Annotated in this window: 11 protein-coding genes and 4 tRNA genes; 3 read left to right on the forward strand and 12 right to left on the reverse strand. The window is 64.7% G+C overall.

The window, feature by feature from the left end:
* The first annotated feature begins 6 nt into the window (after nucleotides 1-6).
* Both ACCQ07_RS11070 and ACCQ07_RS11075 read left to right on the forward strand, forming a co-directional pair.
* Entirely contained in the window at nucleotides 7-438 is a 432-nt protein-coding gene (locus tag ACCQ07_RS11070; protein WP_014090254.1) for an FKBP-type peptidyl-prolyl cis-trans isomerase, read from the forward strand.
* A 10-nt stretch (nucleotides 439-448) separates the two neighbouring features.
* Nucleotides 449-1,711 (forward strand): TIGR03862 family flavoprotein, encoded by a 1,263-nt coding sequence (locus tag ACCQ07_RS11075; RefSeq protein WP_136732587.1) that lies wholly within the window; start codon nucleotides 449-451, stop codon nucleotides 1,709-1,711.
* Here the strand turns inward: ACCQ07_RS11075 and ACCQ07_RS11080 are convergent.
* On the reverse strand, nucleotides 1,695-2,987 hold the full coding sequence (locus ACCQ07_RS11080; protein ID WP_057681734.1) for a nucleotide sugar dehydrogenase: 1,293 nt from the start codon (nucleotides 2,985-2,987) through the stop codon (nucleotides 1,695-1,697). The two genes, ACCQ07_RS11075 and ACCQ07_RS11080, sit on opposite strands and share 17 nt — an antisense overlap.
* Nucleotides 2,988-3,126: 139 nt before the next feature.
* On the opposite strand from ACCQ07_RS11080, the gene ACCQ07_RS11085 reads away from it, so the two are divergent.
* Nucleotides 3,127-3,210: transfer RNA gene (locus ACCQ07_RS11085), tRNA-Leu, on the forward strand.
* A 360-nt stretch (nucleotides 3,211-3,570) separates the two neighbouring features.
* Here ACCQ07_RS11085 and ACCQ07_RS11090 read toward each other — a convergent pair.
* The 11 genes from ACCQ07_RS11090 to ACCQ07_RS11140 form a co-directional block, all read right to left on the reverse strand.
* A tRNA-Gly gene (locus ACCQ07_RS11090) sits at nucleotides 3,571-3,646 on the reverse strand.
* A gap of 81 nt (nucleotides 3,647-3,727) precedes the next feature.
* Nucleotides 3,728-3,801 (reverse strand) — tRNA-Cys (locus tag ACCQ07_RS11095).
* 68 nt (nucleotides 3,802-3,869) lie between these two features.
* Nucleotides 3,870-3,945 (reverse strand) — tRNA-Gly (locus ACCQ07_RS11100).
* A gap of 36 nt (nucleotides 3,946-3,981) precedes the next feature.
* On the reverse strand, nucleotides 3,982-4,614 hold the full coding sequence (gene pgsA / locus ACCQ07_RS11105; protein ID WP_005916703.1) for a CDP-diacylglycerol--glycerol-3-phosphate 3-phosphatidyltransferase: 633 nt from the start codon (nucleotides 4,612-4,614) through the stop codon (nucleotides 3,982-3,984).
* Entirely contained in the window at nucleotides 4,611-6,470 is a 1,860-nt protein-coding gene (uvrC, locus tag ACCQ07_RS11110) for an excinuclease ABC subunit UvrC (RefSeq protein ID WP_008574530.1), read from the reverse strand. The genes pgsA and uvrC overlap by 4 nt, the downstream gene beginning before the upstream one ends.
* Entirely contained in the window at nucleotides 6,467-7,885 is a 1,419-nt protein-coding gene (locus ACCQ07_RS11115) for an NHL repeat-containing thioredoxin family protein (protein ID WP_005916709.1), read from the reverse strand. Before ACCQ07_RS11115 ends, uvrC begins: the two co-directional genes overlap by 4 nt.
* 23 nt (nucleotides 7,886-7,908) lie before the next feature.
* Complete coding sequence (locus ACCQ07_RS11120; RefSeq protein WP_071117499.1) at nucleotides 7,909-8,373, reverse strand: low molecular weight protein-tyrosine-phosphatase; 465 nt, start codon at nucleotides 8,371-8,373, stop codon at nucleotides 7,909-7,911.
* Nucleotides 8,370-9,149: a 3-deoxy-manno-octulosonate cytidylyltransferase gene (kdsB, locus tag ACCQ07_RS11125; RefSeq protein WP_218491495.1), complete on the reverse strand. Its 780-nt coding sequence runs from the start codon at nucleotides 9,147-9,149 to the stop codon at nucleotides 8,370-8,372. Before kdsB ends, ACCQ07_RS11120 begins: the two co-directional genes overlap by 4 nt.
* A gap of 304 nt (nucleotides 9,150-9,453) precedes the next feature.
* Complete coding sequence (gene lpxK / locus ACCQ07_RS11130) at nucleotides 9,454-10,491, reverse strand: tetraacyldisaccharide 4'-kinase (RefSeq protein ID WP_218543588.1); 1,038 nt, start codon at nucleotides 10,489-10,491, stop codon at nucleotides 9,454-9,456.
* Nucleotides 10,488-12,257: a lipid A export permease/ATP-binding protein MsbA gene (gene msbA / locus ACCQ07_RS11135; protein ID WP_057682214.1), complete on the reverse strand. Its 1,770-nt coding sequence runs from the start codon at nucleotides 12,255-12,257 to the stop codon at nucleotides 10,488-10,490. The genes lpxK and msbA overlap by 4 nt, the downstream gene beginning before the upstream one ends.
* Entirely contained in the window at nucleotides 12,254-12,718 is a 465-nt protein-coding gene (locus ACCQ07_RS11140) for an ExbD/TolR family protein (RefSeq protein WP_008576649.1), read from the reverse strand. Before ACCQ07_RS11140 ends, msbA begins: the two co-directional genes overlap by 4 nt.
* Nucleotides 12,719-12,720: the final 2 nt, after the last annotated feature.

Raw genomic sequence — 12,720 nt, forward strand, 5'->3', positions numbered from 1 at the left:
CCTGCCATGCGCCTTTTGTTGACGCTCGTTGTCGCCCTGTTGCTCGCAAGCTGCGCGCCCGCCCTGCCGCCCTCCGGCGGCACCATCGCCAGTTTCGAGCGGATCGACCGCACCGTGGGGACCGGTGCAGAGGCCACACCAGGCGCCATGGTCACCGTGCACTACACCGGCTGGCTGTACGACGAAAAAGCCGCCGACAAGCACGGCAAGAAGTTCGACAGCTCGCTGGATCGCGCTGAGCCGTTCCAATTCGTACTAGGCGGCCACCAGGTCATCCGCGGCTGGGACGATGGCGTGGCCGGCATGCGTGTCGGCGGCAAGCGCACCTTGATGATTCCGCCCGATTACGGCTATGGCGACAACGGCGCCGGTGGCGTGATACCGCCCGGTGCATCGCTGGTGTTCGATGTGGAATTGCTGGGCGTGCAGCCGCGCTGAGTGCCTGACGATGACTGATCTGAGCAGGCAGCGGCTGGCAGTGATCGGCGGTGGGCCGGCCGGTTTGATGGCGGCGGAAGTGGCCTGCGCGTCAGGCTTGGCGGTGGATCTGTACGAAGCCAAGGGCTCGGTGGGACGCAAGTTCCTGATCGCTGGCAAAGGCGGCTTGAACCTCACGCATTCCGATTCGATGCCGCTGTTTGCGCAACGCTATCGCCAACGTCAGCAACCGGTTTCCGCATGGTTGCAGGACTTCGATGCTGATGCGCTGCGCGATTGGGCGCGAGAGCTCGGTGTCGAGACCTACGTCGGCAGTTCCGGCCGTGTCTTTCCAATGGACCGCAAGGCCGCACCCTTGCTGCGCGGCTGGGTGCGCCGGCTCAAGGAACAGGGTGTCACGTTTCATGTGCAGCACCGCTGGCTGGGCTGGACTGAAAACGGCGCACTCCGTTTCGACGCACCCACCGGTGCTGTGGAGTGCAGTGCAGAGGCGGTCGTGCTGGCGCTGGGTGGCGGCAGCTGGCCGCAGCTTGGTTCCGACGGCCAGTGGCAAGCAACACTGCAGCAACGCGGTATCGCGGTAGCGCCCCTGGTGCCGGCCAACTGCGGCTTCGATATCGATTGGAGTGCGCACTTCGTGCAGCGCCATGCAGGTGCACCGCTGAAACCGGTCGTTGCGCATTGGCAGGATGGCAACGGCATGCAGCATGCATTGCAGGGGGAATGCGTGGCCACAGCGAATGGCATCGAGGGCAGCTTGATCTATGCCTTGGCCGCGGACCTGCGCGAGCAGATCGACGCCCATGGCGTCGCCGAACTCGTGCTGGATCTGGTTCCCGGCCGCTCGCTCGAACGCGTGCATGCCGAACTGGCCCAACCGCGCAAGGGGCGCAGTTTCAGCGAGCATCTGCGCCGCCAGGTCGGCATCGATGGTGTCAAGGCGGCCCTGCTCTACGAAGAACTCGGCAAGCAGGCGGGCGACGACGTGGCGTTGGTCGCACGCACGCTCAAGCAGTTGCCGCTGCGACTGTTGCGGCCACGTCCGCTTGCCGAAGCAATCAGTTCTGCAGGCGGCGTGCGGCTGGAGGCGCTGGACGATCAGCTGATGGCGCAGTCGCAACCAGGGGTGTTTTGCGCTGGCGAAATGCTCGATTGGGAAGCGCCAACCGGCGGCTATCTGCTCACCGCCTGCTTCGCCAGCGGCCGACGCGCCGCACGCGGCGCTGTGCAGTGGCTAGCGCAGCACAACGCAGACGCTACAGACGATCGCTGACTGCCGCACGCGGCCACACCGATTTGACGTCGTACACCACCGCGCCCGGCTTGCCGAGCGCGGCGATCTGCGCGACGTCGTAGTCGCGATACTGCGCGTGCGCCACTGCCAGCACCACGGCATCGTAGGCGCCCTCTTCCGGGGTCTGGCTTAAATGCACACCGCCGTGCTGCAGCGCTTCAGCCGGGTCTGCCCACGGGTCGCAAGTGTCCACCTGCACACCCACGGCCTGCAGCAACTGCACCAATTCCAGGGCGCGGCTGTTGCGCAGATCCGGGCAGTTTTCCTTGAATGTGGCGCCCAGTACCAGCACCCTCGCCTGCGCAAGCGCGACGCCACGCATGGCCAACATGCCGCACACGCGCTCGGCCACATGTCGGCCGACCCGATTGTTGACCTGCCGCGCGGTGTGGATCAGGTCCGGGTGATAGCCCACGCTTTCGGACTTGTGCATCAGGTAGTACGGATCCACGCCGATGCAATGCCCACCGACCAGGCCAGGACGAAACGGCAGGAAATTCCACTTGGTTCCTGCGGCCTCGAGCACATCCAGGGTGTCGATTCCCAACTTGTCGAAAATCAACGCCAACTCATTGACCAGTGCGATATTGACGTCGCGCTGGATGTTTTCGACCACCTTTGCCGCTTCGGCCACGCGCATCGACCGAGCGCGCCAGGTGCCGGCAGTGATGATGCTGGTATACAGCGCGTCGACTGCATCAGCGGCGTCCGCCGTCGAGCCCGCGGTGATCTTGCGAATGTCGCGCAGACGCCGCTGGCGATCGCCGGGATTGACACGCTCGGGGCTGTAACCGCAAAAGAAGTCGTGGTTGAAACGCAACCCGGAGCCTGCTTCGAGCAAGGGCACGCAAACTTCTTCGGTGGTTCCTGGATAGACCGTGGATTCGTAGATCACCAGGTCGCCGGGCTTGAGGGCGGCGGCGATCAAGGCCGTGGCGCTACGCAACGGCTCCAGATCCGGTTGCTCGAAGCTGTCGATCGGCGTTGGCACGGTCACGATGAAAATGCGACAGGCGGCCAGATCCGCAGCGTTTGCGCTATAGCGCAACTGTGTTGCGGCAGCCAATTCGGCATCGTCCAGTTCCAGCGTGGCATCGTGGCCCTCGCGCAATTGCGCAACGCGCTGCGCATCGATGTCAAAGCCCAGGGTGTCGCGCTGCTCCCCGAATGCAACCGCCAACGGCAGGCCGACATAACCCAAGCCGATGACGGCGATGCGCCCCTGTGGGGGGGCGAGAAGCGTGATGCCGGACATGCGGTTCCTTAAAATGGTGCGCAGCCCGTGGCGGCCCGCTATGCGGCGGCAGCATAACGCAGGCCGCAGGCGCCAGGCAGTGCAGGAAGGACGCAGCAAAGATTCACAATCGCCGCGCAATCAGGCACGCTATCGCAATGCCCGGGTGGCGAAATTGGTAGACGCAAGGGACTTAAAATCCCTCAGCCGCAAGGCTATGCGGGTTCGACCCCCGCCCCGGGCACACGATTTATAAGGTAATCGAGTCGGCGCACACGCAATCGTCTGCGCGCCGCTTACCGGCTGATGTCCATGCACGATCATCCGCATCATGCAGCCAACGCGCTGGTCACCTGGCCCGGATGCGTTTCGATTACGCGTGCCCGCGACATCGCGTTGCGCCATTCCTCCAACGCAATCAGTCAAACCCACGTGTCCAAGTGTCCAAGCACAGGTGTGCGCACTGGCACATGCGCTCATTACCGGACACCGCAGCACCACCGCTCATATTTCGCAGCCGCCGCGTAGTGCGTGGACGCCCCCGGCAATAACACGCGACCAATAAAAAAACCCTGGATATCGATCGATATCCAGGGTTCGAATTTGGAGCGGGAAACGAGACTCGAACTCGCGACCTCAACCTTGGCAAGGTTGCGCTCTACCAACTGAGCTATTCCCGCGTGGAGCAAAATTGTACAGCGTGTTGCTTCGTTGCGCCAGCCCTGTCGTCGTTATCGATGGCAGGAAGACCGCATGCGATGTGGAGGCCTGGGCCGGAATTGAACCGGCGTACGCGGATTTGCAGTCCGCTGCATAACCACTCTACCACCAGGCCGAAACATCAAACCCAAGGCATCCTGCCTTGAAACGACGAGACCCCTGACGCGGGGTCCTGTCTACATCTGGAGCGGGAAACGAGACTCGAACTCGCGACCTCAACCTTGGCAAGGTTGCGCTCTACCAACTGAGCTATTCCCGCTTGGGAGGCGAAATTCTACAGCGAACAGGATAGCTGTCAACTGTTGCTTTCGATTTTTTTCGGCTTGTTGCTGATCGCTGCTTTTTCGTCGGCGCGCAGGCTTGGCCATGCAGCCTGCAGATACTGAAACCCCGACCACAGCGTCAGCAAGGCCGCAATGGCGAGTGTCCAGTAGCCTGCACGAAATATCAGGTTGCCCAGCCAGATTTCATGCGTGGGCATTTGCCCGGGCGTGACCGAATACAACAGGCACAGCAAGGCCACCATTTGTGCGGTGGTCTTGATCTTGCCGATGGCCGCCACGCGTACCTTGGCGCGCTGGCCGATCTCGGCCATCCATTCGCGGAGTGCGGAGACGGCAATCTCGCGTCCGACGATGACTGCAGCCCAGAACGCCATCCACGGCGTGGGATGGCCCTGCACGATCAGGAACAGCGCCACGGCGACCATCAACTTGTCGGCGACCGGGTCCAGAAATGCGCCGAACGCGGAATATTGGTGATAACGCCGCGCGACCCAGCCATCCAGCCAGTCGGTGATGGCGGCCAGCGCAAACACGCCGGCGGACGCGAAATTCGTCCACGTGTACGGCAGGTAGAACACCACGACCAACACCGGGATCATCACGATCCTCAGCAGTGTCAGCCACGTGGGGATGGTCAACTTCATTGCGGACTTGCCTCGCCTGCCGCATCGGGAAGCGCCAGCCCGTGCAGGTTAGCGTAGATTCGCGCGGCAAGTGCGGCATTGACCCCCTCCACTCGTGCAATCTCGGCCTCGCCGGCGGCCTTGAGCCCGACCAGCCCGCCGAAGTGCTTGAGCAGACTCGCGCGGCGCCGAGGGCCGATGCCGGGGATATCCTCGAGCTTGCTGGTCATGCGCGCCTTCTGGCGGCGACCGCGGTGGCCGGTGATCGCAAAGCGGTGCGCTTCGTCACGCACCTGCTGGATGAATTGCAGCGCAGGCGACGCCGCGCCCGGCCGCAGCTCGCGGCCGTCGGCCATGATCAACGCTTCGTGCCCGGCCCGGCGCTCTTCGCCCTTGGCCACGCCGACCAGCAACACGTTCTCGACCCCGAGATCGGCCAGCGCGGCCTGCGCCTGTGCCAGCTGGCCTGCGCCACCGTCGATCAACAGTACGTCGGGGAGCACGCCGTTCTCTTCCACGGCGCGACGGAAGCGGCGCTCGATCGCCTGCCGCATGGCTGCGTAGTCGTCGCCCGGCGTGATGCCGGAAATATTGAAGCGCCGGTACTGGCCACGCACCGGGCCACTGGCGTCGAATACCACGCACGAAGCGACGGTCGCCTCGCCCATGGTGTGACTGATGTCGAAACACTCCACGCGCTTGACCGGCTCGGCAAGTCCAAGCATCTCGCGCAAGGCTTCGCTGCGTGCGTGCTGAGCGCTCTGGCTGGTGAGCTCGGTGACAAGCGTCAGCTGCGCATTGCGCGTTGCCAGCAGCAGATAGCCGGCACGCTCGCCGCGCACGTTCCACTTCAGTGCCACCTTGTGCTCGGCCGCCGTACTGAGCGCCGCTTCGATCAGCTCGGCTTCCGGGATCTCGCGGTCGAGCAGGATTTCGCGCGGGGGAGAGTGCTCGGCGTAGTACTGCGATACGAAAGCGCCAAGAATTTCGTCGGCACTGTCTTCCCCGTTGGTCTTGGGAAAGAACGAGCGCGTGCCGAGATTGCGGCCGTCGCGAAAACTCAGCAACAAGACGCAAGCCTGGCTGGATTGCGTGGCGCAGGCCAGCACGTCCAGATCCGCTGCACGCCCGTCGACGTATTGACGGTTCTGCATGCTGCGCAGCGACGAGAGCAAATCGCGCAAACGCGCAGCACGCTCGAATTCCAGCGCCTCGCTGGCCTGCTGCATCGAGTGCATGATCTCTTCGCCGAGCTGATCGCTCTTGCCTTCGAGAAACATGGTGGCGCGGCGTACCGATTCGGCGTAATCCGGAGCCGCCACCAAGTCCACGCACGGACCGCTGCAACGCCCGATCTGGTATTGCAGGCATGGCCGCGAACGGTTACGGAATACGCTGTCCTCGCAACTGCGCAGCTTGAAGAGCTTGTGCATCAAGCTGAGCGTCTCGCGTACACCGGTGACGCCCGTGTAAGGGCCGAAATAACGCCCTTGCACCGCACGCGGACCGCGGTGCAAGGCAATCCGGGGCCATTGTTCGCGGGTCAGCAACACGTATGGGTAGCTTTTGTCGTCGCGCAACGAGACGTTGTAGCGCGGCGACAGCGATTTGATCAGCTGGTTTTCCAGCAGTAGCGCTTCGGCTTCGCTGCGGGTGACGGTGACGTCCATGCGCGCGACCTGCGACAGCATCGAGGTCAACCGGGCGTTCTTCGGTGTCCCGTTGAAATAGCTGCCCACACGCTTGCGCAACGCGCCGGCCTTGCCGACGTACAGCAAGGTATCGTCGCCCGCATACATGCGATAGACGCCAGGCGCGGTGCTCAGTTGCGCAGCAAACGCTTTTCCATCGAAATCGTTGTGGGGCCTGACGCTCATTCGTCTATCGAAACATCACTCAGTGCGCCGCTTGCAAGGTCGTATCGCAAGATGGCATGCGCATCGGTTTCTGCGATCCAGACCGCACCGGCGGTGACCGCCAGACCGGCCGGGCCATGCAGACGACGCGGCAGCGCGACCGTGGTCAATTCACCGCCGCCCAGGCGCAGGCAGCGCAGGCGGCCATTGCCGGTGTCGGCGATCCACAGCAACGGCGAATCGGCCGCCAGTGCAATGGCCTGTGGGAACTGCAGGCGTGCCGTGCTGCGTGGGCCGTCCTGATCTCCAAACTGCCAGGTGCCCTGCCCGCCGACCAAGGTCTGTACCAGATCGCCGCGTAGTTGCATGGTGCGGATTGACGAGCCCAGCCCGTCGCAGACATAGGCCACCTGCTGCACGGACGCCAAGCCGGCCGGCTGTGCGAAAGCAGCGAGATGGCCGCTGCCGTCGCGAATTTCAAGGGCACCGGTGCCTGCGCGCGCGGTCAGCGCGGCGCGGCCCAGGTGATAACTCCAGATCCGGTTATCGCCGGCCATGGCGATCAACACCTGGTTGTCGGCGATGGCCAGACCTTGCGGGTAGTTCAGCGCAGAGGCACCGGGCGACGCCAGCGGGCCTTCGACCGGCTCGCCGGAACGGCCGGTGCCGCACAAGGTATCCACCTGCCCGCTGCGCAGGTTGATACGACGTAGCGCATGGTTGCCTGTATCGGCGACATACAGCTGATCGCGTTCCAACGCCAAACCTTGCGGGCGCCGGAATGCCGCTTCGCCGACACCGCCGTCGATGAGATCAGCATTGCCATGCCCGAACTGGCGCAGTACGCGCCCGCTGTGCGTGCACTCGAGCACGCGGTGATGGCCGGTATCGGCGACATACAACCGGTCTTCGGTCGCGGCCAGGCCGGTAGGAAAACGCAATGCCAGGTGCGGCTCGGGCTCGCGCTCGGCCACGCCGTGCAGGTCGGCGTCCGATGGCGGCTGCTGGCCCTCGCACAGGGCAGTCAGCGCCTTGTCCAGATCGCCAGTGACGCCCACCAGGCGCTGCCGCTCGCGGCCGTAGGCATCCAGCAGCACCAGCGTGGGCCAGGATTCGATACCGAAGCGACGCCAGGTTTCCCAGTCCTTGTCGAGCAGGATCGGCGCACTCACGCCGTGTCCGCGCAGTTGTTTAAGCGAGCGTTGCGGCAGGCGCTCGCTGTCGAAACGCGGCACCTGCACCACGATCACCTGGAGCCGGCCAGGGCTGCGCGCCTGCCAGTGGGCAAGCTCGGCCAGGCGTTCGGCGCACCACACCGAACTGGCGTTGACGAACGCCAGCACCAGCGCACGGCCGCGATGCTCCTGCAAGGTGGAGGGCCTGGCATTGAGCCAGGTGGGAAATTCCGGCAGTTCCTGGGTGAGCTGGGCGTTCATGCGGTGATTATGCCCAAGCGCGATTAGCCGCGGGTGAGTCTGGCCACGGTGAGGCGCGCGGCAGTGTCGACCAGCTGCCATACCTGCTCGAAGTCATCCATGCTGCCGGTATACGGGTCGGGGATGTCATCGCGCGCGTCGATGCCGGCCCAGGGCAGCCACAAGGCGAGCTTGTCGCGCTGCGCCGCCGGGGCGAGCCGCTGCAGATCGCGCAGATTGCTGGCGTCTGCGCACAACAGCCAATCGAAATGCTCGAAATCCGAGTGCTTCACCTGGCGCGCGCGGAGGCCGGAAATATCCACGCCGTGACCGCGCGCGCAGCGGATGGCGCGCGGGTCCGGCGCCTCGCCGGCATGCCAGTCGCCGGTACCGGCCGAATCGACCTGGATGCGCCGCGACAAACGGGCTTCATCCAGCCGCGCACGCAACGCACCCTCGCCCATCGGTGAGCGGCAGATATTGCCCAGGCAGACGACCAGCACCTTCATGGCGATGCCACCCGCACCTGTGCGCGGACGAGATCGTCCGGGGTATCGATGCCCGGCGGAAACGGCTCGGGCGTCACCGCCACGGCGATGCGATAACCGGCTTCCATCACGCGCAGTTGTTCCAGCGATTCGATGCGCTCCAGCATGCCAGGCGGCATGGCCGCGAAGCGTTGCAGGAAGCCTGCGCGATAGGCGTAGATGCCGATGTGGCGCAGCCACTGACCTTCTGCAGGCACGCTATCGCGCTGGCTGGCGAAGCTGTCGCGGTGCCAGGGAATCGGCGCGCGGCTGAAATACAGCGCATCGCCGCCGGCTGTGCGCACCAGCTTCACCACGTTGGGATCGAACAGGTCGTGCGCGCTGTCCACCGGCGCGGCCAGCGTGGCCATCTGGGCACCGGAGTGCTGCAGCAGATCGGCAACGGCACGGATGCCTGCAGCCGGCGCAAACGGTTCGTCGCCCTGCAGATTGACCACGCAGGTCTGGTCGTCCCATCCGGCAATGCGTGCGCATTCGGCAAGGCGGTCGGTACCGGACAGATGCGCGGCGCCGGTCATTGCCACATGCACTCCTGGCAGATGTTCGATCGCCGCTGCGATGCGCGCGTCGTCGGTGGCCACCCATACCTCGCGCGCACCCGCCAGCAACGCACGCTCGGCCACATGCTGGATCATCGGGCGATCGCCGATCCGTTGCAGTGGTTTACCCGGCAGCCGCGTAGAGGCGTAACGGGCGGGAATGGCGACGACGAAATCGGCAGGCGTGGTGGGTGTCATACGTGCGCGCTCTGGATGCAGTGGGGAAACGAGAGAACCGAATCGCTTGATGCCGATGTGTGATTGAGCGAAGTGGCTGTATTCAGTGGGAGCTGCGCTGCACGACATCAGCACTCAAAAACGCGCTGCATGCCCTGCTCGCAGCCATGCGCACCGATATTTCAGGGCAGACCTCTGCCCGAGTGTTGCGAAACTTCATGCAGCCTGGATGCCACATCACAGCAGCAAGCGCGTCCTCGACGCCTGGCTCGCGATGGTTGGCCAGCAACGTCCAGCTGCATGCTCACCATGGCCCGTGATGCACTCACACGCCCTGCCGGCTGGCCAATTTGTTCAGGCGGTCCAGCAGACTCACCCAGAACGCGGCCGGCAGCTCCGCCTTCAGTGGCACGCTGTACAACCACTCGTCGGCGAACGGACGGCATTTCACCGCATCCTTTTCGGTCATCAGCACCGGCAGGCGGCTTCCGAAGCTGAAATCCGCGGCGCGGTAGACGTGATGATCCGGAAACGCGTGCGGCACCACGCCAATGCCGCGCGCGCGCAGCATGGCGAAGAAACGTTCCGGATGCGCGATGCCCGCTACCGCATGCACGCGCTGCCCGGCAAGCATGCTCAAGGGCTGCGCACGCTTGCCATCCATCGGCTGCACGCTGTCGATGCTCAAACGCATCTGCCACTCGCCGAAACCGGCATCATCGGGCACCTGCGGTGCGGCAGTCGCACTGGCCTGGCCGAGATTGACCACGCGGAAATCGCAATCGCGCGCGCGCGCGGCCGGTTCGCGCAGCGGCCCAGCGGGCAACAGGCGTCCGTTGCCGTAGCGCCGCTGGCCATCGACCACTTCGATCTCGACATCGCGCGCCAGACGGTAATGCTGCAGCCCGTCGTCGCAGATCACGATGTCGCAGCCCGCTTCGACCAGCGCCCGTGCAGCGGCGAGCCGGTCGCTGTCGACACGCACGCGTGCACCGGTTTTCCAGGCGATCAACACCGGCTCATCGCCGCCGAGCGCCACCGGCGTGTCCGCTTCGACCCACCGCGCGGTACCTGCGTCATCGCGGCCGTAGCCACGGCTGGCGACGCCAGGCGTCCAGCCGGCTTCCTGCAGCTTTGCGACCAAGGCGATCGTCAGCGGCGTCTTGCCGGTGCCGCCGGCGGTGACATTGCCAACCACGATCACCGGCACTGGTACCCGGTGGCGCCTGCGCCAACCGCGGCGATACAGCGCCCGCCGCAATGCAATGGCAGCGCCGTAGACTGGCGCCAGGATGCGCGCCGGCAAGGGGATCGGCGTGTCGTCGTACCAGTAACCCGGGGTGCGGGTGCCGCGCTTGCTCATGCCTGGCGTTCGCGGAATTGCATGCCGTGCAGATGCGAATACAAGCCGCCCTGCGCCAGCAATTGGTGATGCGTACCGCGCTCGACGATCCGCCCCTGGTCCATCACCAGCACCTGATCGGCATGCTCGATGGTGGACAGGCGATGCGCGATGACCAGCGTGGTGCGGTCCGGCATCAGCTTGTGCAGGGCGTCCTGTACCAAGCGCTCGGATTCGTTGTCCAGCGCTGCGGTGGCCTCGTCCAGGATCAGGACCGGCGCGTCCTTGAGCATGGCGCGTGCGATCGCCAGACGCTGGCGCTGGCCACCGGACAGGCGCCCGCCCTTGGTGCCGACATGCGACTGCAGCCCCTCGGGCAGTTGCGCGACAAATTCCATTGCGTTTGCGCCCAGAATCGCCCGCTCCAACTGGCCGGCATCGGCGTTGCGCATTTCACCGAACGCCACGTTGTCGGCGATGCTGCCGTCGAACAACATCACCTGCTGGCCCACCAGCGCAATCTGCCTGCGCAGATCCGCCAGGGCATACGCTTGCACCGGATGACCGTCGAGCAGGATCTGCCCGGCCTCGGCTTCGTAAAAACGCGGGATCAACTTGATCAGACTGGACTTGCCGCTTCCGGAACGCCCGACGATGGCAGTGACGGTGCCCGGTTGCGCAACGAAACTGACATCGGCCAGCGCCGGATTTACCTGGCCGGGGTAGCGCGCCGTGACATCGCGAAATTCGATCAAGCCCTTGGCACGCTTCAGCGGCACGGTACCTTGATCCGGCTCGTCCGGGCTGTCGAGCACCGAAAACAGGCGCTCGGCCGATGCCAGGCCGCGCTGCACCATGTTCTGCACATTGGTGAGCTGCTTGAGGCCCGGAATGATGGTCAGCATCGAGGTCATCAGCACGACGAAATCGCCGGCCGTCAGGCGCCCGGCCAAGGCCTGCGCACCGGCCACGAACAGCAGGGCCGACAGGCCGATTGCACCGATCATCTGCACGGTGGCAGTGGAAATGCCGCGGGTGGATTCGACCTTCATCGCCAGGCGCAGGTTGCGATTGGCCAGCGCGCCATAGCGCTCCATTTCGGTCTGCTGGGCCCCGTAGATCTTGACCTCCTGATGGCTGGACAAGGTCTGGTCGGCAGCCTGCAGCAGCTGCGCACCGCTTTCCTGGATGCTGTGGCTGATACGGCGGTAGCGCCGCGCCACCTTGTCCATCACCCAGGCCAGCACCGGGGCGAGCACCAGGATGGTCAACGTCACCTGCCAGCTATGCCACAGCATCAGTGCCAGCGCACCGATCACCTGCAGCGATTGCTGGATCATGACCTTGACCGCATCTACTGCGGCCTGCGCAACCTGGTCCGAATCCGAGCCCAGGCGTATCAGCATCGAGGGCACCGGCTCCGAATCGAAGCGTGACCCCGGCAGGCGCAGATACTTGGCCATCACCTTGATACGCAGGTCGCGCGCGATGCTGCGTGCGGACTTGCCCATGGCCATGTCGGTGATGTAACCGGCGACGCCGCGCACCACGAACAGCAGGATGATCTGCACCGGCAGCCAGCGACTGACCTCGGCGTTCTTGTAGATGAAGGTCTCGTCGGTGATCGGCTTCATCAACGCCAGAAACCCGGTGGTGCCGGCCGCTTCGATCAACGCGGCGATCAACGCGGCCACCAGCAACAAGCGATACGGCTTGGCAAACGCCAGCAGGCGACGGTACGTGCGCCAGGAAGACACTGGCGCCGGGCGGTCGGTGGAGATGGTCACTGGCGGGTTCCGTTGGTGCTTGTCTTGCCGGTCGTACCGGTGGCGCTGGCCGGGGGCGCGGTGGCGATGGCAATGCGCCGGAAGCCGAGCTGGCCCAGCGCATCCTGCGCGGTCACCACGGCCTGATACGGGGTCCGCGCATCGGCGCGCATCAGCACGGTCTGTTCGCGGTCATCGCCGGCGATCTGGGCGATGGTCTGCTTGAGCGAATCCACATCCGAGCGCAGTACTTCCTGATCGTTGATGAAATAACGCCCATCGGCGTTGACCAGCACGCTCAACGAACGCGGCGGCGCACTGGTGTGCTGGTCGCTGGCGGTCGGCAACTGCAGCTGCAGCGTGGAGCGTGCGTCGAAGGTCGTGGTCACCACGAAAAAGATGATGAGGACGAGGATGACGTCAATCAATGGCACCAGGTCGATATGCGGCTCGTCCTGGCTTCGGTCGCTGCCGATGCGCATCC

It is taken from the genome of Xanthomonas sp. NCPPB 3583, assembly GCF_041475715.2.
In the GTDB taxonomy this organism is placed as follows: Bacteria; Pseudomonadota; Gammaproteobacteria; order Xanthomonadales; family Xanthomonadaceae; genus Xanthomonas; species Xanthomonas euvesicatoria.

Bases quoted from the DNA above. Each gene is read 5' to 3' on its own strand.
- lpxK (WP_218543588.1), bottom strand. From the start codon at position 10,491: ATGAGCAAGCGCGGCACCCGCACCCCGGGTTACTGGTACGACGACACG.
- uvrC (WP_008574530.1), bottom strand. From the start codon at position 6,470: ATGAGCGTCAGGCCCCACAACGATTTCGATGGAAAAGCGTTTGCTGCG.
- pgsA (WP_005916703.1), bottom strand. From the start codon at position 4,614: ATGAAGTTGACCATCCCCACGTGGCTGACACTGCTGAGGATCGTGATG.
- ACCQ07_RS11115 (WP_005916709.1), bottom strand. From the start codon at position 7,885: ATGAACGCCCAGCTCACCCAGGAACTGCCGGAATTTCCCACCTGGCTC.
- kdsB (WP_218491495.1), bottom strand. From the start codon at position 9,149: ATGACACCCACCACGCCTGCCGATTTCGTCGTCGCCATTCCCGCCCGT.
- ACCQ07_RS11140 (WP_008576649.1), bottom strand. From the start codon at position 12,718: ATGCGCATCGGCAGCGACCGAAGCCAGGACGAGCCGCATATCGACCTG.
- ACCQ07_RS11080 (WP_057681734.1), bottom strand. From the start codon at position 2,987: ATGTCCGGCATCACGCTTCTCGCCCCCCCACAGGGGCGCATCGCCGTC.
- ACCQ07_RS11070 (WP_014090254.1), top strand. From the start codon at position 7: ATGCGCCTTTTGTTGACGCTCGTTGTCGCCCTGTTGCTCGCAAGCTGC.
- ACCQ07_RS11120 (WP_071117499.1), bottom strand. From the start codon at position 8,373: ATGAAGGTGCTGGTCGTCTGCCTGGGCAATATCTGCCGCTCACCGATG.
- ACCQ07_RS11075 (WP_136732587.1), top strand. From the start codon at position 449: ATGACTGATCTGAGCAGGCAGCGGCTGGCAGTGATCGGCGGTGGGCCG.